The sequence below is a fragment of the Borreliella americana genome, assembly GCF_021043605.1.
Taxonomy (GTDB): Bacteria; Spirochaetota; Spirochaetia; order Borreliales; family Borreliaceae; genus Borreliella; species Borreliella americana.
On sequence record NZ_JAJNFB010000010.1, the window covers coordinates 1 to 20,211 of the forward strand.

At 25.9% G+C, this 20,211-nt stretch carries 18 protein-coding genes; 4 read left to right on the forward strand and 14 right to left on the reverse strand.

Annotation, left to right across the window (positions count from 1 at the left end; genetic code table 11):
- Positions 1–13: 13 nt before the first annotated feature.
- Positions 14–1,282, reverse strand: a complete 1,269-nt coding sequence (locus LRB30_RS03625; RefSeq protein ID WP_231014621.1) for a cysteine desulfurase — start codon at positions 1,280–1,282, stop codon at positions 14–16.
- Between the two features lie 179 nt (positions 1,283–1,461).
- On the opposite strand from LRB30_RS03625, the gene LRB30_RS03630 reads away from it, so the two are divergent.
- Positions 1,462–1,782 (forward strand): hypothetical protein, encoded by a 321-nt coding sequence (locus tag LRB30_RS03630; RefSeq protein ID WP_002656160.1) that lies wholly within the window; start codon positions 1,462–1,464, stop codon positions 1,780–1,782.
- Positions 1,772–3,067, forward strand: a complete 1,296-nt coding sequence (locus tag LRB30_RS03635) for a hypothetical protein (RefSeq protein ID WP_231014624.1) — start codon at positions 1,772–1,774, stop codon at positions 3,065–3,067. Before LRB30_RS03630 ends, LRB30_RS03635 begins: the two co-directional genes overlap by 11 nt.
- Before the next feature lie 9 nt (positions 3,068–3,076).
- Here LRB30_RS03635 and LRB30_RS03640 read toward each other — a convergent pair whose 3' ends face one another.
- The 13 genes from LRB30_RS03640 to LRB30_RS03700 all read right to left on the reverse strand — a co-directional run bounded on the left by LRB30_RS03640 (position 3,077) and on the right by LRB30_RS03700 (position 17,626).
- Positions 3,077–4,327, reverse strand: coding sequence for an ABC transporter permease (locus tag LRB30_RS03640; RefSeq protein ID WP_231019496.1), 1,251 nt, complete (start codon positions 4,325–4,327; stop codon positions 3,077–3,079).
- Entirely contained in the window at positions 4,324–5,004 is a 681-nt protein-coding gene (locus LRB30_RS03645; RefSeq protein WP_231019498.1) for an ABC transporter ATP-binding protein, read from the reverse strand. The genes LRB30_RS03640 and LRB30_RS03645 overlap by 4 nt, the downstream gene beginning before the upstream one ends.
- A 4-nt stretch (positions 5,005–5,008) precedes the next feature.
- Complete coding sequence (locus LRB30_RS03650; protein WP_231014652.1) at positions 5,009–6,259, reverse strand: ABC transporter permease; 1,251 nt, start codon at positions 6,257–6,259, stop codon at positions 5,009–5,011.
- Complete coding sequence (locus tag LRB30_RS03655) at positions 6,260–7,288, reverse strand: hypothetical protein (protein ID WP_231014651.1); 1,029 nt, start codon at positions 7,286–7,288, stop codon at positions 6,260–6,262.
- Positions 7,285–8,130, reverse strand: coding sequence for a signal recognition particle-docking protein FtsY (gene ftsY / locus LRB30_RS03660; protein ID WP_231019511.1), 846 nt, complete (start codon positions 8,128–8,130; stop codon positions 7,285–7,287). The genes LRB30_RS03655 and ftsY overlap by 4 nt, the downstream gene beginning before the upstream one ends.
- Positions 8,131–8,166: 36 nt before the next feature.
- Complete coding sequence (locus LRB30_RS03665; RefSeq protein ID WP_231019513.1) at positions 8,167–9,576, reverse strand: hypothetical protein; 1,410 nt, start codon at positions 9,574–9,576, stop codon at positions 8,167–8,169.
- Positions 9,558–10,635 (reverse strand): peptide chain release factor 2 gene (gene prfB, locus LRB30_RS03670; RefSeq protein ID WP_231019528.1). Its coding sequence is split into 2 segments (ribosomal slippage): positions 9,558–10,581 and positions 10,580–10,635, totalling 1,080 coding nucleotides; the frame shifts between segments, so codons are not numbered across the junction. The genes LRB30_RS03665 and prfB overlap by 19 nt, the downstream gene beginning before the upstream one ends.
- 15 nt (positions 10,636–10,650) lie before the next feature.
- Complete coding sequence (locus LRB30_RS03675; RefSeq protein ID WP_231014643.1) at positions 10,651–11,211, reverse strand: hypothetical protein; 561 nt, start codon at positions 11,209–11,211, stop codon at positions 10,651–10,653.
- Positions 11,208–13,526, reverse strand: a complete 2,319-nt coding sequence (locus LRB30_RS03680; RefSeq protein ID WP_231014644.1) for an RnfABCDGE type electron transport complex subunit D — start codon at positions 13,524–13,526, stop codon at positions 11,208–11,210. The genes LRB30_RS03675 and LRB30_RS03680 overlap by 4 nt, the downstream gene beginning before the upstream one ends.
- Positions 13,527–13,533: 7 nt before the next feature.
- A complete protein-coding gene (locus LRB30_RS03685) occupies positions 13,534–15,006 on the reverse strand; it encodes a hypothetical protein (RefSeq protein ID WP_231019591.1) in 1,473 nt (490 codons plus the stop codon).
- A gap of 15 nt (positions 15,007–15,021) precedes the next feature.
- Entirely contained in the window at positions 15,022–15,483 is a 462-nt protein-coding gene (locus LRB30_RS03690) for a divergent PAP2 family protein (RefSeq protein WP_231014675.1), read from the reverse strand.
- A gap of 14 nt (positions 15,484–15,497) precedes the next feature.
- Positions 15,498–16,736, reverse strand: a complete 1,239-nt coding sequence (locus LRB30_RS03695; protein ID WP_231014676.1) for an aminopeptidase — start codon at positions 16,734–16,736, stop codon at positions 15,498–15,500.
- Positions 16,721–17,626 carry an HAD family hydrolase gene (locus LRB30_RS03700; RefSeq protein ID WP_231019534.1) on the reverse strand — a complete coding sequence of 302 codons (906 nt, stop codon included), beginning with the start codon at positions 17,624–17,626 and terminating at the stop codon, positions 16,721–16,723. Before LRB30_RS03700 ends, LRB30_RS03695 begins: the two co-directional genes overlap by 16 nt.
- Before the next feature lie 117 nt (positions 17,627–17,743).
- On the opposite strand from LRB30_RS03700, the gene LRB30_RS03705 reads away from it, so the two are divergent.
- Together LRB30_RS03705 and LRB30_RS03710 are read left to right on the forward strand one after the other, a co-directional pair.
- Positions 17,744–19,522 carry an aminopeptidase P family protein gene (locus LRB30_RS03705; RefSeq protein WP_231014240.1) on the forward strand — a complete coding sequence of 593 codons (1,779 nt, stop codon included), beginning with the start codon at positions 17,744–17,746 and terminating at the stop codon, positions 19,520–19,522.
- Positions 19,519–20,208 carry a hypothetical protein gene (locus tag LRB30_RS03710; protein ID WP_231014239.1) on the forward strand — a complete coding sequence of 230 codons (690 nt, stop codon included), beginning with the start codon at positions 19,519–19,521 and terminating at the stop codon, positions 20,206–20,208. The genes LRB30_RS03705 and LRB30_RS03710 overlap by 4 nt, the downstream gene beginning before the upstream one ends.
- Positions 20,209–20,211 lie beyond the last annotated feature (3 nt).

A 20,211-nucleotide genomic window follows, 5' to 3' on the forward strand; every position in this document is an offset into this window, starting at 1 on the left:
ATTTTATAAATTTTTATGAAAGCTCTTTTATTACCTTTTTTAATCCCAATATGAAATTATCAATTTCTTCTTGTGTATTATAAAAATAAAAGCTAATTCTTAAAAGATGATTTTTATTTAAATTTTCTGGGAAAAATGCCACATAGGAACAAGTTTTTCCAGCTCTGGTTGCTATTCCCATTGTATCTAGATAGGTTTCAATATCGTGTGAGTGAATATTTTTTACCGTAAATGATATTATTGAATTTCTTTTAAGATTTGTATTTAGTATAAATTCAACTTCATCAAGCTCTTGTAATTTTTTTACCCCATATTCGATTAATTGTTGATCATGCTCTAAAATAAAATCCATAGAAATATTATTAATATATTTTATTGCCTCTTCAAGTCCAATAATTCCTGCAATATTTGGGGTTCCTGATTCAAATTTATTAGGAGACTTGGATGATTTAAATTTAATTTTTTCATTTTCTATAAATATTTCTTCTACAGTATTTCCTCCCAATTTTGAACTATGAAGTTTTTCGGCCATATTATTTGAAATGTATAAAATTCCTATTCCTGTTGGAGCAAGCATTTTATGTCCAGAAAATGCCAAAAAATCACAACCAATTTTTTTAACATCTATTTTTATATGAGGTGCCATTTGTGCAGCATCTACAAGAAAACATATATTGTATTTTTTTGCGATTTTTCCAATAGATTCCAAATCATTAACGGTTCCTAAGGTATTATTTACTCCTGAAATACTGATAAGTTTTGTTTTTTCTGTAATAAGTTTTTCAATTTCTTCAGGGGTAATAATTCCCATTTCATTGAATTTAGTTAATTTAATTTTTAAATTAGCTAAATTTGCAAGATTTACCCAAGGTAGTAAATTGCTGTTATGTTCAAGAGTTGTAAGAATAATTTCATCTTTTTTTTTAAAATATTTTGAGTAAAAAAATGAACTTGCAATAGTATTAATTCCATCAGTAGTTCCAGAGGTGAATATTATATTTTTTGCGGATTCTGCATTAATGAAATTTTTTACAAGTTCTCTTGTTTTTTCTATTTTTATGCTCGATTGGATTGCAAATTTATGACCGCTTCTGTGTACATTTGCGTTGTAATTTTCATAATATTTAACGTTAGAATAAATTACGTTTTTGGGCTTTTGAGAGGTTGCTGCATTGTCAAAATAAATTATATGCTTATTTTCAAACTTTTTATTTAAAATAGGAAAATCTTTTCTTAAAAATTTAACCTTTTCGACATTGCTTTTTATTTGTTTGAAATCCATAATCCTTATAAATTCCTTTGTTTTAATTTTTAGCCTTAATTATTATATCATTATTTTTTATTTCACAAAAAATTTTAAAATGATTATTAATTAATAATCATTTTTTTTAAAATCGAAATTTACTTTTGTATAAATTTTGTTTATTGGTTATGTTTTTTGATTATGATATACTCGTTTATATGAAAGAAGTAATTTATAGGTTTGAAAAAGCTGAAGATTATAAACTAGTTCCTGTTAATAATATTTATGGGAATGTAACTAATACAGGAGAAATTTTTTGCGATCTTGTTTTTGAGTCCACAGAGATTTCTGAGGAGATTGCTTACACAAAAACCAAAGAGGGTGTTTTAGAAGAGGCTTCAAAAGAATTTAAAAGTGGAGAAGAGGGGAAAATAGTATTAATCAACTCTTTTATAGGGATTTCTATTACAAAGACCACTGCTAGAAATATTGCTTATTGGCTTTTAAAAAAAGTTGATGAATTAGAAGATAATGAATAGTAAAACATCTGAAGATAGAATTAAGATTTATTTATCAAAACTTAGCAAGTATAGAAATAAAATTTTAAGCAGAAAGAATATTAAAAATATTATTGAAGTATCAGATATTTCTGATAATGATATTGAAAATATAGGACTCCATTTTAGAAGATCTTATGCAAGAGCCAAAAGATTTTTTGATATAGGCAAGATAGATGTTGCTTTTAGAGAGCTTGAATCTATCTATTTTTATTCTCTTCACGACAAATCAATGTTTAGTTTATTTTTTTTTCTTTTTAAGGAAATTGCTAATAATGTAAATACTAAAGAATCTAAAAAAAAAATAATCCATGTAACTTTACAAGCAAAAGAATTCGAAATAAGAGATGATTTAGATTTAATCGACTATTATGAATTAAAGAAATCTAAGAATAGAATGTTAATATTAGTCATAAGCTCTATCTTGATATTTTGCATTTCTTTGATTACTTACAGATCTTTTCAGAGTTTTATTAGTAATGGGCATGGTAAAATGGCTTTAAAAGAAAAATTTGATTCCTCTTTCACATCGCAAGGACTTCCTCCTGTTACTATGGCTACGGATTTAGTAGTTGAAGCTGTTAATCTTATTTCAAGTCCCAAAGATCTATATTACATAGAAATAGAGGATGCTAAAGTTTTGGTGTTTGAAGATGCACATTCGTATCAGCTTAAAGCGGGGATTGTTTCAACAATGCACCCTGTTAAAAAGATTTCCTACAGAGTTACAGTTTACGATGATCTTGGCAAATCTGTGTTTAATAGAATTTTTTCTAAAGAAAGTGATTTTTATGCAAAGTGGGGTAAAGATGTTTATATTCCAATTGATGTTATATCAAGCATACCAAGAGCTATCGATGTTAATCCTAAAAAAATAGTATTAGATATTATTGACATTGATTTTTTTGAGAATGTTGATGATAAAATTGGTGTGAATCTTGATTCAGATTCTTTTATATTAAAATTTAAGTATATTGGAAATTATTTTCAAAAATCTTTTGGGATTTCTAAGGCAAATACCGTGATAGAAGTTTTTAATTCTTCAAAAGATGTTATTAAAAATTTAGAGATTGAAATTGGTTATATTGATAAGGAGGGTAGAGTTATTAGATCTTTGAGACGCAAATTAATCTCTTCTGCCAATTCTTTTCTAAAATCTAAATCCAAACAGAGTTTTACAATTAGTACAGTTTTTCCAAATGAGATTTATCCTACAATTGAAAAGGATTTTTCTTCTATTAAAATTTATAATGTGATGATTAAATAGAATTTTATACTATCTCAATATTTCTTTTTCTTTTAGATTTGAGACAATGTTAAGTGGAATAAGTGTAGTTAAAATGTTTATTAACATATAAAGGCCAAGAAGTGTTAGGCTAAAGTTTAGGTTTAAATGTATTTGAAATTCAGATACGTAATATTCTGAGTTTAATATTTCAGAATTTTCTTCTCCAAATATTTTTAAAAAAAAGTTTAAAATATTGTCAATAAAGTTTATTAAATAAGATATTTTGAGTGTTAAATAATTTCCAATTATTATTCCAATTCCACAAAAGATAGTGCTTAAGGTGAGCGATATCAAAAGAAATATTATTTTTATGTTTAAATTATTCATTCCAATTGATTTTAGTATTGCAATTTTCTTTTTATTTTCAAAAATAAGCATTGAAAGGGACGAAGATATATTGATGCTTGCAAATATTATAATCAAAGCCATAATGAATATTAAAAGTTTTTTACTTATATCTAGATTATTGTATTTGTTTGAGTAAAGCTCATAGAATGTTTTTATTTGGAATTCTTGAAATTCGGTTTCTAAATTCTGTTTTAAGATCTCATTGTTTTTTATGGAATTGGAATTTGTTTTAAGTCCAATTATACTTTTTGAAAATTTTTTTGACATTAAATTTTCGTTTTCAAAAGAAATCAATACCAAATTATTATCAATATCTTTTAATCCGGTTTCAATTATTCCTGAGATATTAAATTTTTTTATTCTGGGCATTATTTTATCATTTTTTGTATTTGGAATCAAAATATCAATTTTTTCATTAAGATTTAAATTAAGTTTATTTTTTATTTGATTTGAAATGAGTATAGAATCCTTTTTTAAGTTTTTAGCACCTTTTATTAATTTTATTGATTTGTTTTCTAATATGAATTTATTTTCTATTGCTCTTATTAATACACCTTGTTTTTTATTATTTCCAATAATTCCATAAGTTCTTTTCTCAAAAAAATAATTTAAATCCTTGTAATTATATTTTTTTTTCAATAAACCTAATCTGTTTTTTAGATAATGAGTTTTATTTGTGTCGTTGTATTCTATTTGCATTGAAAATCCTTCACTTTCGATATATTTATTAATAGTAGAAGTCATGATGTTGCTAGACATATAGTAAACGATAATTAATGGGATCATTACTAAACTTAATGATATTCCAGAACCTATTAAAGCTATTTTATTTGTTGAATTTTTAAAAATTAAATACGCAATTTTTGTAATTTCTGAGAGCTTTAGTATCATAATTTTTTTAATGTCCTATCTTTGAATTCGTATTTTGAATCTGCTTTGTTTGCAAATTGCGGGTTGTGACTAACTAGTATTAAGGTTTTTTTAAAATTTTTTGCTGTATTGATAAGTAGATTTTCTACGGTTTTAGCCGTGCTTAAGTCTAAATTTCCCGTAGGTTCATCACACAATATTATATTAGGTTCATTGATTAATGCTCTAGCAATAGCAACTCTTTGTGATTCACCCCCCGAAAGTTCTGAAGGGTAATGATTTGCTCTGTTTTCTATTTTTAGTATTTTCATTAGATCGAAAGCTTTTTTATTTATTGTTTCTTTTGTTTTTTGGCCTGAGATAATTTGAGGTAAAATTATATTTTCAATTACACTAAATTCATTTATTAAATTGTAATTTTGAAATACTAAACCTATTTGTCTGTTTTTGTACAAACTTAATGTTTTTTCATTTGCATTTTTCAAAAATATTCCACACGATATTATCTCTCCAGAATCTATTTTATCAATCCCCGAAATCATATTAAAAAGAGTTGATTTTCCACAACCACTTTTTCCTTGAATCGAAATAAATTCACCTTTTTCTACAGTTAAGTTTAAATTTTCTATTACTTGAATTTTTGTTTTATTTTTTTTATATGCCTTGCAAAGATTTTTTATAATTAATATATTTTCCATTTTACTACCCATTAATAGTTTCAATGTTTTTTTGGCTTTCAATTTTTTTTGTTGCCCTCATGCTTGAATACATCGTAGAAAAGCATGCAAAGCAGAAAGTAAATGCTAAATCGCTTAAAAATAATTTAGGAGTAATCATATTTTTTACTATTTGTATTTTAATGTTAGCTATTTTTAAAGCCAATATTTGATTTAAAAAAATTATTGAAATGTTTACCATATTGTCAATTATTTTTAAAATTTCATTTATATTTAAGGAAATGTAAATTCCCAGCGTCAAGCCAAGAAGTCCCCCTATAGTGCAGATTATTATTGAATGAATAAAAAAAATTTGCTTTATTTTTTTTATTCTAAGTCCAATGGCCAATAGTATTAAAATAGCTTTATTTTTGTTTATTATTATTCTTTTTTGAAGATAATATGTATTAACGGCAATAACAATGAAAATGCTTGCTAAAATAATCAACATTGTATTTCGTTCTATTTTCAATATTTTATAGAATTCTTTATTGTATTCATTCCAAGTTTTTGCTATAATTTTTGGATTAACATCTTTGATCTTTTCAATTAATTTGTTACTTGGGTTTAAATTTTTTGTTTTTACTTGGTAATTAATACTAGAATTATGTAAAATTTTATTGTTAATGAAATAGTCTATGTTCATAAAAATTAAAGTTTCATTTATTTTTGCATAATTACTTTTGAAAATAGATTTTATTTTAAAGCTTTTTATATCCTTTTCTAGTGCTAAAAGTGTTTTTATTTCGTCGGTTATTATTAATTCTAGGGGATCATTTTCAAATAAGTTGAAATTGTGGGAGAGTACATTTCCAATAATGATTTCATTCTCTTTAAGATCCAGTTCATCTTTTTCAAGTCCTGTAAATGAAATGAAATTTTGGTCTTTTTTGAGATCTTTAATATCAACTGCAATGATATTTAAAATAGTTGGATAATAATAATTTTGAATTCCAATGCCTTGTGTTTCATATATTTTATTTATATGTTTTATTCCTTTGATCTTTTTAATTTCTTTGATTTCTTCTTGAGTTAGTTCATTTTCTATTTTTAAGTTTCCACTTTCTACATTTGTAATGCTAAGAAAAAAATCGTTTTGAAAACCATTCATGATTGATATTGTTAGGATAATTATTATTTCGCCTAAGGCAATGCTTAATATTATTACAATTGTAAGAGCTAGGCTATTTTTTTCTTTTAGTATTAATCTTTTAAGCAAAAAATTTCTTATACCCATTTAATTTGTTCCTATTGGTTTTTCTTCGGTAACTTTTCCGTTTTTGTGTTTTACCCTAAGAGCAGGTTTTTTATTGTAGTATATTTCTTCTTCATATTCATTATCATTGTGGTATTCTGTTTTTAGATAAATTATATCGTTCTCATAAATTTTTTTGCTTTTTAATTGATTGTTTTTGTTATATTCGTATTCAATTTTAGTATTTGTGTATTGATCATTATCCTTTTCTTTAGTGTTTTGAAAAATTATCATATCAGATTCGTTGTATTGAAAATCATTTATTTTTATAAGTTCATTATTTTTATATGTTTCTTCTTTAATTAGGTTGTTTGCCTTATAGGTAGATATGATTTTTATATTCTCTTCTTCAAAGGTATTTACTATTTTTTCTTCATCTAGATACTGGTTTTTTTCTTTGGATTTTATTTTATTATTAACAATTATTGTACTGTTTGAATTTCTTTTTTTGTCATCATATTTTATCACCTTTGTTGTTGCTTTTTTGATATCAAAATATGTAGATTTTATGTTGCCATTAATTCCATAGTTCCAAATTTGGAAATTTGATCCTGTTATTTTTAATAATTTGCCATTTTCGTCTTTAGAATAATATATTAATTTTGGTTTTTGGTTTATTGTTTTTAAATTTTTATATATTAAGTTTTCGTTTTCATAAAAGTAATTTACCGTTTCAAGAATTTTTCCTTTTTTATCATATTCAATTTCTTGTATTTTGTTATTTAAATTGTCGTAAACCTCTTCTTTCCTTTTTATATCTTTTGTATCATAACGTGTAATTTTCTTTGTGTTTTCTATGATTTGAATTGTTTTGTATTTTATTAAGTTATTATCTTTGTATAAGTAGAGCTTTTCAGTATCATCAATAGAATAATATTCAATGTAAAATCCCGTTTTTGGCTTTTCATTTAATTTTTGGTATTTATTGAAAAATACATCAGATGCAAAATAGCTTTTTGTATAAATAATTTGTGGTATAAATAGAAGAAGTATTAATTGTTTTTTTTTCATAGCAATTTATTAAGATATTCGTTGATATCAAATTCTTTAATATCTTCTAGTTTTTCTCCAAATGTAGTAAAGTATATAGGCTTTTCAAGAATTTTTGAAATATTTATTATTGTGCCTGCTCTGGAAGATGAATCAAGTTTCGTGATTATTATTCCGTCTATTTCTATTGCTTTATTAAAAATTTCTGCTTGGCTATTTGCATTTTTTCCAATAGTAGAATCTATTACAAGTATTTTTTGGTAATTGATGTTGGTGTTTTTTATTTGCTTTAATATTACATTGTTTATTTTTTGAAGTTCTTTTATTAAATTTTCTTTATTTTGCAATCTTCCGGCTGTGTCAATAATTAATGCATCGTAATTTTTAAGCTTAGCGCTTGATATGCTGTCGAATATCACAGCCGATGGATCACTTCCTTGGTTTTGAGATATTATTCTGATTCCGATTTGTTCTCCATAAATTTTCATTTGTTCAATTGCAGCTGCTCTGAATGTGTCGGCAGCCGATATTAATATATTTTTGCCCTCATTTTTTAATTTATTTGCAAGTTTTGCTATGCTTGATGTTTTTCCAATTCCATTTATGCCAACTATTAACAAAATATTTAATTTTTTATTTTCTAGAGTAAGTTTTTTTGTGTTAATATAATTACTTAAAAGTTCTTTTAGTTTTTCAATAATAGTTTTTTCGTTTTTATTTTTTTCTTTTGTTAATTTATTTATTATTTCTATTACAATCTCATTATTAATGTCAGACTCTAATAAAATGTCTTCTAAATTTTCAATAACATTTTCTTGTTGTTTGCTTTTAAATAAATTTTTTATTTTTTCTAAAATGCCCAAAAGTTTGTTCTCCTATTTTTTTGCAGATTATTAAGTCTATTCTCCCATATTTGCTTCTTTAATATATTCTACTAAATGAGTTATTAATGAGATAAAACTTCCAATAGTTAAGGTGATGCCTGTTCCAAATAGAAATGTTGCAGTCATTTGTTCTGCTTTTGCCATATAAACATCTTCTGCTGTTAATCTTTTGTTAATAAAGCGATTGCCCGTTATTTTATAAAGTGCTTCTGAATTGTTAAGTAATGTTCCTGCAAAAATGGTTCCTATTGTACTTAATGTAAAAATAGCAAGATTTACATAAAATTTATCTCTTGTGTCGATAAGTCTATTTTTATTGGTTTTTATCATTTCTATTTCTACTTGATCTTCTTCTTTATTTATTAACTTGAATTTATCTTTATATCCTTTAGATTTAAGCAAAATGATGTCTTGATTTTCTGGTTTTTCAATTTCAATTGGAGTTTCTCCTATAAATATACCCTTTTTAAAAACTTTAGATTGTACATTGCTTGTAATTGCTACTTTTTTAGAGATTGTTCTTTTTAAGTCAATATTTAATATTATTGAGTCTGCATTTTTTACCTTTTTTTTAATAGAATAGTTTTCGTAATTTGTACTTGTGATTTGTATTTCAATTTCTTTATTTGGAAGTTTAGAAATGTCAAAAATATTATCGTAGTAGATTCCTTTTGAAACAAATTTTTCATTTATATAAATTTTTGCATCTGGGTTATTTTTGACGTTAATATTGATTTTTAAAAATTCTCTGCCCAATATTTCTTTGAGGCTGTATTTTGTTATTTGATCTGCAATTTCATTAACAGAAGATGATGTTTTAAATACTGCTTTTTTAGTTTCAATTTTCTCAGAAGTGATGTTGCTAATTTCTAGCAAATAATAATTTTCTATTTTTTTTAGGTCAATATAATTAATAAAAAACAATTCTTCTCTTATGAAAAATTCTTTATTTAAATTTGATATATTTGTTTGTTCTTCGATTTTTTTATATTTTACTTTTAATTTTTTTAAATTGTTAAAATATTCTGCAAATTTTTTTTGTTTATTGTTAATATTTTGAATATTTTTTTTAAGCTCATCAATTTTGGTTTTGATGTTATGTTTTTCTTTTGCGGTTATTATATTTTGAAGTTTTTTTTTATCCATTTCTTTTTTTAATTTGCTAATTTCAAGTTTTGTTTTTATTATATCTTGATTTATATAAATGTCTTCAATGATGTTCCTATCATCATTGTTTGCTATATGTTCTGTTATTTTATCATAGATTTTGTCTAATTGTTTTTCAATTCCCTTTTTCAGGTCAATATTTTCCTTTTTTGTATTGATGATATAAGAAAAGTTGTACTCAATATTACTTTGAGAGTGTATTTTGCATATTGTACATACTAGCAATGGTATTACTAGCTTTAGTTTAAGCTTTTCCATTTTAGATACTCTTCTATGAAATTGTCTATATTGCCGTCCATAATCGAAGTGATGTTTGAATTTTCAAATTTTGTTCTGTGATCTTTTACCAAATTGTAAGGTTGAAATACGTAAGATCTTATTTGGTTGCCCCAAGAGATTTCTTTTTTTGTGTCTTGCTTGGATTTGTTTTTTTCATCTTCTTTGTTCTTATAGTATTCGTAAAGTCTTGATTTTAAAACTTTCATTGCCAAGTCTTTGTTTTTGTGTTGGCTCCTGTTGCTTTGAGATTGAGTTACTATTCCTGTTTCAATGTGAGTTATTCTTACAGCAGAAGATGTTTTGTTGACATGTTGTCCTCCGGCTCCCGATGCTCTATATGTATCAATTCTTATATCTTCTGGTTTGATTATTATTTCTATTCTGTCATCAATAACAGGATCAACAAATACTGATGCAAAAGAGGTATGTCTTTTTTTAGCAGCATCAAAAGGAGAAATTCTTATAAGACGATGTATTCCGACTTCACTTTTCAATAGCCCATAAGCATACTCACCTTTGATTTCTATTGTAACAGATTTGATTCCACCCTCTGTTTCAAGTAAATCAATAATTTCTGTTTTGTATTTTTTTCTCTCAGCGTATCTTGAATACATTCTGTAAAGCATTGCAACCCAGTCACATGCTTCAGTGCCTCCAGCTCCAGAATGAATGGTTAGAAAAGCATTATTTGTGTCAAGCTCTTCTTTGAAGTAAGAAATTGTGAGTAGATCTTTGTATTGTTTTTCAAGCGCATTAAATTCGATTTCCAAGCTGCTAGTATCTTTTTCATTTTCAACAATTTCGCACAAATCGCTTAAGTCTTTTATTTTATTTATTAGCTCTTCCCATGGAGCAATTTTGTTTTTTAAGATACTTTGAGCTTTAATTACTTCTTGAGCTCTTTTCGGATCATTCCAAAAATTTTTTTGGTTTATTTCTTTTTCATATTTTTCGATTTTATCTTGAATTTCATTTTTGTCAAAGCTTCCCCCAAATGTCTTCGGCTTGTTTGAGCAATGCATTTATTTTTTCTTTCATTTTTATTTCTCGCTATTATTGATTGTATATTAATATAATTATATTTGGAATTAAAGATAAAATAAACATTGTAAAAAAATATATTGGTTCGTTTTCCAATATATTGATTTTAGGCTTGTTATCAAAGGTTTTTTTTATTGATGTTATTAACATTAAAGCTATTAGTATGCCAAGTGCAGATAGAACAAGTATTTCTAAACCTTCAAAAAATCCGTTATTTTTATCAAGCGCAAAAAATGTTATTGCAATTAAGCTGCTATTTGAAAGCATGAAATCGTTTGAATAATTTGATTTGTTGTTGTAAACAATGATTATATCATTTAATACTTTAAATGATATAATCAATACGTAAATTAAAATTACATAAAAAATTGGCATTAAGAATAGTAAATTATTCTTTACAAACAGTTTATAGAGATAAAACGATATTGAATATATTAATAAAGAAGTAAGTGTTATTATGACGTATTTTTTTATTAGGATTATATTGTTTTTTATTTTTATGTCCTCAAGTCCAACAAAGTGTATTAAGGTTAAGTTGTTAATAATCAAGCATGTAATTAAATTATTAGTCATAATTTTATTATATCCTTTTCATTTTCAAGAGAGGTTTTGAGTGCTTTTTCTTTATTTGTTTTCAAAGCATGCATTATTTTTTTAATTTTGAAGGTTAAGCTATATTTTTTTATTAAGTTTGAGTTTATTTGTAAGATGAAAATAGATATTATAACCGATAAAGTTTCAAAAGGAATATAGCTTAATGTTAAAAAGTATATAAATGCCAATATTGATCCGTAGAGTATTTGTTCAAATTTAAAGTGAGGTGTTATTTGCAATTCTGTTGCCATTGTAAATATTAACAGCATTGGGATTGGAGAAATAAGTAATGTTAACATATCGGAGCTGATGTGGCTTAGCATTCCTATATGATGTGCTATGTATGAGATTGTCATCAAGCTTATATAAAATGACAATGGTATTAATTTGTTGATTATATATTTGCCAACTATTAATAAGAGTCCAAAATAAAGCAAGATGGGAGATATTTTTTTTTCATTATTAACTCCCAAGAGACTTTCAATATGATATCTTGTGACAATTATATTAAAAGCAGAAAAAATGTTTTGATTTACAAAGTTTTCAATTGCATCTATTTTTTTGTTTTCATATCTTGTCAAGGTATTTAAACTTTTTAAATTTTTTATGTTTGGATTTGTTTCAATTATTTCATTCCAGGTTGGAATTATTGAATTTGAGTTTTTAAGTTCCTCTTGATAGGTTTGCTTAAAACTTACTGGAAAATTTAATACAAAAAACATAAAAGAAATTAATATGGGGTTTGCTAAAAATGCTGATAGTCTGAAAAAGTAAAAGTATACTAAAAAAGTAAATAATAAGCAGGTTATTTTTAGTGTAATTTCTAAATCCAGAGGCAATATAATGCTTATTATTAAGGCGGCGTAAACAAAAAAAGACAGACATTTGTAATTAATTTTTAGCATTATAGGTATATAGATTAATACACTAATAAATATTAACAGCAAAGTGTCTGTCATGAATTTTGTGTTATTTAGGAAAGAAAATATCAGGCTGGGTGATAGCGATAGTATGATAGCAAAGTATATGTCTTTTAAATTGTTTTCAGTGTATATTGCTTCATTTGTTGGGCTTTCATTTAGAATTTTGCCTTTAATTTCTTTTTGAACCTTATGTATTTCTTCTTCTACTTCTTTGTCTGTATAGTTAAATATTTTTAATTTGCTATTATTATTTATTTTTTCATTTTTTAAGAATGAAAAAATAATATTTTCCATTTGCAATGGCGAAAAGCTGGATATAAACAATGCTTTAATTTCGTCATATATTGACTTTTTTTTTAATATGGTGAGGCTATAAATATCTCTTGTTATTGGTATGTTTAATGTATTGATTTTTATTTTATTGGCCGGATTGTTTAAAAAAATTTCATATTTTTTTGTATCAATTTTCTCATTTATTAGCTGGCTGAAAGATGTTCCAATTTTTACTTTTAGTATTCTACTTTTTATTTTTTTATTTCCATTTATAGCTACAAATTTTTCTTTATAGGGGTTGTTATTTTTTATGACAAGATTTGTGTTGTATAGATCTTCAATATTTGCCAATAAAATATTATTGTGGGGGTTTGTATCATCTTTTGTATTTTTCTTATTGTATAAGAAGTGCATTATCATTTTGTGATTTGTATAAGGATATGCATTTTCTAAAGATTTAATTTTTATTTTTCTGTTTTTAAAAATACTTAATTTTTCGAATTCTTTTTTAAGTTTGTCTTTATTTGATATTATTATTATTTCTTTGAATTTAAATATTTTGTCGATTATTTGGAATCCTGAAAAAATTTCTTCTAGTTTTTCTGCCATCAGTGCTTCTGAAATATTTGTAAATGCATCTTTTCCGTTTGTTAACAAAATCATTTTGTCTATTTTTTTGCATTTGTTTATGAATTGAAATAAAGAATTTTCGTTAAACCAAGGAATTCCCAGTTGAATTAATTTTTCCAAGGTTTTTTCTCTTGAGGCCCCTTCTTCAATTGGTGTTTTTTCGGTTTTTATTTTTCCTTGAAATTTGATTAATGCTGATTTTAATTTTTTTCCATCTGGGAAATTGGCTGTGTATATTTTTTCTACTATTCCAGATATTGGAGAGTATGTGTATAGCTCTATGTTTGAGTTTTTAGATAGAATTTGATTTTCTTCTATTTTTTGTTTTTCAATTATGTATATTATGGATTTTGAATTTTCTGTTTCAAGGGGTACTAGGGCATATTCAGGTATTTGAATCTCTTTAATGTTTACTTCGTATTTATTGTATTTTTTTAAAATTGTTTTTACTTTTTCTAAATCTAGCATTAGCTATTTATCCTTGAATATACTTTTTATAGGTTTTTTCATTTATGTTTAAAAGAATTGTAAATCTTATTGCTTTAAATAGGAATAGTAATACAAAGAAGGGTAAAGAAAAAAAGAAAAGTATTTTGTAATTTTTTTTATCTGTGTTGATATTATTTTTGTTTTCTTTATATATTAGGATTGGATTTTTATTTTTTAAAAACAGACTTGCAAGATCTTTTTTAAGAATTTCATCAATAAATGATTTGTCTACTTCGTAAACAGTTTTAGGAGTAATTTCTATTTTGTCGTTTTTGATTTCAAAATAATTTTCTTTTATATCTTTAGGAATTTTTCCATATTTAGCGGTAATATTGTATCTTAGTTCGTTTTGATAAAGAATGTGGGACAAGTACCCTATGATGTTGGGTATGTCTTTGTTGTATCCTAGCATTATATAAATATTATTAGGATTTAAATAATCAAAGTAATTTAATTTTTTACTGTAAAGGTAGTTAATGTTTCCATAAGAATTTAGCATATAGCTTGAATAAGCAAAAGGAATTAATGAGAGTGTAAATAGCAACAGATGTATTGCTATTTTTGATTTTAAAGCTTTTTTTTCTTCTATTTTTTTCTCTTTAATCTCGATTGGAAACAAGAAAGTATCTTTAAAATTGCTTTCTGTTTTGATCCAGCTGAAAATTAAGAAAATGCAAAGGGTTGGCATTGCAACAAATGCAATCAAAGTGGGATCAATGTTTGTAGTAAAAAAGGTTGTGATTGCAATGAAATATAGGGTTGTGAATATAAATAAAAATAATAAATGTTTTATTTTTGTCATTAGTGTTAAAAAATTTATTTCTTTTAAATATATGTTATTGTAATTTTTGTTAAAATTACTGATTATTGAAAATAACAAATAAGAGAGAACTGTAAATGGATAAAAATACATTATTTCTTTACTTATCATAAAAGTAAGAGATGAAATTAATAGAAAAATTAAAGTAAATATAGAATTTGCTGGGTCTAGAAAAATTAATAAAATTATTATGATTAGAAATATTATGCTTGAAATAAAATTAATTTTTGTTTTGTAATCTAGAGAATGTATGTCGGCATTAATATTGAGTTCTTTTTTTAGTTTTTTAAAATTTATAGTTTTAAACCTGTTTTCAACATAAAGAAGTTTTTTATTTTCTGTGTTGAAAAGATTGGGAAGCTTTTTTAAAAATATACTTTTTCTCAGGTCAAGATTGTTAAGTTTGTTTGCCTTATTAATTGTGATTTTTTTATTTTCGGGAAAGTCTAAAATGTCAATTTTTGTTGTGTATTCTGAGATTGTTTTGTACCCCAGCAAATTTATATATTCATTGGCGATTTTTAGATCATTTTCATTTTCAAAGTATAAAGGTTTGTAGTCTCCAAATTGAGCTATATCGCAGGAATTGATAAGTGGCATTGTTGTAATTAAATATAAAAAACCTAAAAAACGCATTATTTATTTTTTCCTATGCTAAAAATAGCACACAATATATGCAGAGATTATTCCTATTATTATGCCCGTTAGAACCTCTTTTTTTTTGTGTCCCTTGACCACTTTTATTTTTGTTGTGTCAATTTTTATTTCTTTTTTTAATTTTTCTGATAATGCATTCAAATATTCTGCTTGAACTCCAGACATATATCTTACTCCGAAAGAATCTCTTATTGTAATAAGGGCAAATGCAAGAGCTATTATAAAATTTGTATCTATTCCTTCAGTTAGTGCAATTGAGGTTGAAAGAGCAGTGACCGTTGATGAGTGACTACTTGGCATGCCTCCCGTTTCTAGAAAAATTTTTTTTAAAAGATGTGCTGGAGTTAGTTTTAAATTTCTTGTTTTTACGGTTTGGATACCATATTTAATTACTTGAGCAGAAATTCCTGATACAAGACAAGATAAAAAAAGATCATTGGTAAGTAATGCCCTTATCATTATTAAGCCTCCTTTTAGATTGCAAATTTACCGGCTTTTATTATTGTGTATTCTTTATCATTTTTGTCTACACCAATGACATTTAAGTCATCACTTCCAATCATTAAATCTGTATGTATTAATGAAACATTACATCCGTAAGTTAGTTTATCGATATCTGTCTTTAAATCTTCTTCATTGCTTAAACAAGATGGATATGCAGCTCCTAGTGCTATGTGACAACTTGCATTCTCATCATATAGTGTGCTGTAAAAAACAAGATTGCTTTGATAAATAGGAGAGCTGTTGTCAACTAATGCTACTTCTCCTATATATTTTGCTTGAATGTCGGTTTCAATGTGTGATTTTAATATTTCTTTTTGCTTCTCATCATCACAGCCAAAGTCAACGACTTTTCCGTTTTCGAATTTTAGCCATATTCCAGATATTAGTGTTTCAAGAACCATGACAGGGCGGGTAGCGCACACAATTCCAGTTGTTTTTTTATAGTTTGGAGTTGTAAAAACCTCTTCTGTTGGCATATTTGCATTGAATTCTATTTTTGTTCCTTTGATTTTTTCGCTTCCACCTGTCCATAGAGAAGTTTCAAGTAAATATACTTCCAAATTTGTTTTTTCGTTTTTAAAAATTATCTTTTCTAGGTTAAGTTCATTTAATGTTTTGCATCTTGCGTGAAGTTTTGCTCCATGGGATTCCCAACTTTTTATTGGATTTTCGCTGTCGAGTAATAATATTTTCTTTTGTATTTTGAAAAATTCTTCTAAAGTTTGACTTCCTTCTTTTTTATTTAAAACTTTGGAAGCCCATTTTGGACCTGGCGCACAAACAACGCACCAAGCTATTTCGTTACTCATTATTGCTTGCGATAAGGTTTTGCTTGCTAGATTTAAGGCTTTTTGATAAATTGACATTTTTTGACCAATGCTTTCTTTTAAGTCTTCAAAATTTTCTGTATCATCGACGTTTATTCTTGCCCATTTATCTTGAACCATTTCTTCTAAAAATCTTTTTTCGGCATTGGGAATAAACTCCAAGTTTTCTTCTTGTGAAAATTTTAATCTTGATTTTAAAATGTCAATGTCTTTAATATTTAGCTTGACATACTTAGCTCCATGTTCATAAGCTTTTTTTGCTAATATTTTCAAAAAATCATAATTGTCGATTGAACCTTGAATTAAAACACATTGATTTTTTTGTAAATTAATTCCCTTTAAAATTATAAGCTCTGCATATTTTATTAAATCTTTCTCCATTTGTTTCTCCTGAATGGTTCTTCTAAGATATTCTCATTAATGTAGTTTGCAACAGCTTCTTCATCATTTGTTCCTATTACTTCTAAGTAAGGAAGCATTGCTTTTAATCTATAATTTGCATTTCCCATTAGTAATCCCTTTTTTACATTTTCTAGCATATCAGTATCATTAAATCCATCTCCAAAAGCTATGGTTTCGCTTAAATCAATATTTATAGTTTTAAGAACTTCTTTTAATGCATTACCTTTGGAGACTTTATGATCTACAATTTCTAGTGAATTTGGAGTGGAAAGGTATGTATTTATTTCTCCTTGATATTTCTCTAAAATCATTGCTTCATATTCTATTAGGCTTTCTTCTCTGTCAGCTAGTATTATTTTTGCAACATTTTCAAAATTTTCAAGCTCGCTAAAGTCTTTAACTTCTTGAATTTTATTGAGTGGGCTAACTATTTCATGTCTGAAGATGTTGGATTTTTTTTGCAATTTCTTGCATTGATCAATTGCAATTTTAGTCTTGATGTCAATATTTAATTGGTCGTCGTTTTGATCTGCTTTATGTAAAAAATGAGGTATATGACTGAATTTTTCGTCTCTTAAATTTAAAATCTTCTTTACCACTTCAGCAGATAAATTGTGACTTTTTATTAATTCCCATTCTTGATTGTAAACTTTTGCTCCGTTTAATGTAATAAAAAATGAAACTTGCAGTTGATCTGTTTTTTTTGTAATTTGAATGATTTCATTTTTACTTCTTCCTGTTGCTATTATGAATTTCTTTTTTTCTTTTGTTAATTTTTTAATTACAAGTTCTGTAAAGGCCCCAATATAGCTTTTTGACAGTAAAAGAGTGCCATCAAGATCAGAGGCAACCGCTTTAATATTTTTCATGTTTTATCCTTTAGGAGTTAATTTTAAGCTAAATTATATCATATATCAAATATTTTTAAAATTGATAATTATTTGTTATACTAGATATTAGTAAGGTTTTATATAAAGGGGATTTTTTTGGATATTAATAAAAGATTATCTTTGCTTAGAGATCATATGAGGGATAATGGAATTGATGCTTATTTGGTGGCAGGTTATGATCCTCATTTTAGTGAATATTCTCATGAAAGGTATAGCACTCGTAAGTTTATTACAGGTTTTTCTGGTAGCTTTGGTACGGCAATTGTAACATTATCAAAAGCTGTTCTTTTTACGGATGGTAGATATTTTTTACAAGCCGAGCAAGAACTTAAGGGAACTGAAGTTGTATTAATAAGGCTTGGAGTAAAAGGATCTCCCGATGTTTTTACGTATATAAATTTGAATCTTCAAGAATTAAAGCTTGGAATTTATTCAGATGAGATTAGTATAAAGTTTTATAAAGAGTTGTCTGAAAAATGTAAAAATACGCATATCAAGGCTTTAAATCAAGATCTAGTTGATTTGATTTGGAAATCTAGACCCCAGATTGAGTTTGGTCATATATTTGAATTGGTTGATGCTGAGAAGAATAATAAAAGAGCTGAAAAAATCAAATCTATTTGTTTGATCTTAGAAAAGAATTTGTCAGATTTTTATGTTATTACTGCTCTTGATGAGATTGCTTGGATATTGAATTTAAGAGGGGCAGATGTTAAAGAATCAGCATTGTTTTATTCGTTTCTTTTAATATCTAGGAATAAGAATCGAAAAAACGTTCTTTTTGTTGATATAGAAAAACTTGATTCAAGCGTTAAAGAAGCACTGGGAATGGAAAATTTTGAAATAGAGCCTTATAGTAATTTTTACTGTTTTTTGGACAAGATAAAGCATGAAGGTAAATTTTTTGTTTCATTTGATGCCAATGTTAGGGTTTTAAAAGTTCTTGGTGAGAATAATATCCTTGTAGGAGAGAGCATTATAAGCAGTTTTAAGGCATTAAAAACCGATTATGAACTTCTTAAGATGAAAGAAGCACATATTATTGATGCTATTGCATTGATTAAATTTTTACGCAAATTTAAAAGCTTTAGCAAGGCTGAATTGGCTGAATTAGATGAAATAGACATTGCTGATATGCTTTTACATTTTAGGAAATTGAATAAAGATTTTTTTAGTTCTAGCTTTGACTCAATAGTTGGTTTTAGAGAAAATGGAGCTCTTCCGCATTATAAGCCCAAAAGAGGTAAAAAAATAAATGCCAACGGCCTTCTTTTGATTGATTCTGGGGGCTCATATTTTGGACTTGGCACAACAGACGTTACAAGGGTTTTTTTAATAGGCGATGCTTCTGATAAAGAAAAGCGCGACTATACTTTGGTTCTTAAGGCTTTTATTAGCCTTTCTTCTTTAAAGTTTCCATATGGATCTTCTGGAGCTTTTCTTGATGGAATTTGTAGATTGCCGCTTTTAAAAAATGAATTGAATTTTATTCATGGCACTGGGCATGGTGTTGGGTTTTTTCTCAATGTTCATGAACTTCCAGTTTCTATTAGTCCCAATTCTAATTATCTTTTTAAAGGCTCTGAAGTGGTTTCAATTGAACCTGGTCTTTATCGAACATTTAGTTATGGAATAAGAATTGAGAATTTAGTTTTTGTAAGACAAGCTTTTACAAATGACTTTGGAGCTTTTTTAGAGTTTGAGAATTTAACTCTTGTTCCTTTTGAAAAAGAATTAATAGTAAAAGAAATGCTTTCAGAAGATGAGTTAAATTATATCAATTATTATCATGAATGTGTTTTTTTAACCTTAAAAGAGCGTTTTGATGATGAAGGAGAGTTGGAATTTTTAGCAAAGCTAACAAGTAAAATATGAGATTTATAATTGCATTTTTAATGATTTTAAATCAAGGATTTTCAAATTTGTTTTCTTTGCCGCCGGGAGATATTATTTTTGAGAGTTCTTATGAGATTGCAATTAAAAAAGCTCAAAAATTAGATAAAAATGTTTTAATTTTGGTTGGCAGAGATATTAAAGAAAATTTAATAAAAGATTTTTTAAACTCTTTTACAAGTGATGAAATTATTCACAGGGTATCTAGAAAAAGTGTTTTTTTAGTTATTGATAAGGATAATGAAATTTTTAATAAAATTAATCTACAAAAAAGTCCAACTATTTTTTTTGTAGATTCTAAGAATGAGCAAATAAAGGCAGTTTATGTGGGAGCTGTTTTGAGTAGTGTTCAATTTGATAAAGATTTTTTAAGCTATGTTATGGGAGCTATAAAATCAACAAGTGTTTTAAAAAAACAAAAAGATTATGAAATTAATACTGCTGATGGGAGAACCTTTTTTTACAAAACATTAAAAGGCGATTGGCGATTAAAGTTTAATGGTAAGGACAGAAAGCTTGTTCTTTTTGATACAGATCTTAAAGAATTTTTAGTTTTTAAAGATATTAATGAAAGCAAGCTTTATGCTATTCCTAAGTCTAGGATTGGTAATATTTATTTTTCATTATTGGGAAATGAGGAATGGAAGCTTTTTGGGAAAATAAAATAAGTA

Coding starts and splice junctions, on each gene's coding strand:
- LRB30_RS03665 (WP_231019513.1), bottom strand. CDS start 9,576: ATGGAAAAGCTTAAACTAAAGCTAGTAATACCATTGCTAGTATGTACA.
- LRB30_RS03640 (WP_231019496.1), bottom strand. CDS start 4,327: ATGATACTAAAGCTCTCAGAAATTACAAAAATTGCGTATTTAATTTTT.
- LRB30_RS03690 (WP_231014675.1), bottom strand. CDS start 15,483: ATGATAAGGGCATTACTTACCAATGATCTTTTTTTATCTTGTCTTGTA.
- LRB30_RS03630 (WP_002656160.1), top strand. CDS start 1,462: ATGAAAGAAGTAATTTATAGGTTTGAAAAAGCTGAAGATTATAAACTA.
- LRB30_RS03700 (WP_231019534.1), bottom strand. CDS start 17,626: ATGAAAAATATTAAAGCGGTTGCCTCTGATCTTGATGGCACTCTTTTA.
- LRB30_RS03680 (WP_231014644.1), bottom strand. CDS start 13,526: ATGCTAGATTTAGAAAAAGTAAAAACAATTTTAAAAAAATACAATAAA.
- LRB30_RS03675 (WP_231014643.1), bottom strand. CDS start 11,211: ATGACTAATAATTTAATTACATGCTTGATTATTAACAACTTAACCTTA.
- LRB30_RS03645 (WP_231019498.1), bottom strand. CDS start 5,004: ATGGAAAATATATTAATTATAAAAAATCTTTGCAAGGCATATAAAAAA.
- LRB30_RS03625 (WP_231014621.1), bottom strand. CDS start 1,282: ATGGATTTCAAACAAATAAAAAGCAATGTCGAAAAGGTTAAATTTTTA.
- LRB30_RS03710 (WP_231014239.1), top strand. CDS start 19,519: ATGAGATTTATAATTGCATTTTTAATGATTTTAAATCAAGGATTTTCA.
- LRB30_RS03650 (WP_231014652.1), bottom strand. CDS start 6,259: ATGGGTATAAGAAATTTTTTGCTTAAAAGATTAATACTAAAAGAAAAA.
- LRB30_RS03655 (WP_231014651.1), bottom strand. CDS start 7,288: ATGAAAAAAAAACAATTAATACTTCTTCTATTTATACCACAAATTATT.
- LRB30_RS03695 (WP_231014676.1), bottom strand. CDS start 16,736: ATGGAGAAAGATTTAATAAAATATGCAGAGCTTATAATTTTAAAGGGA.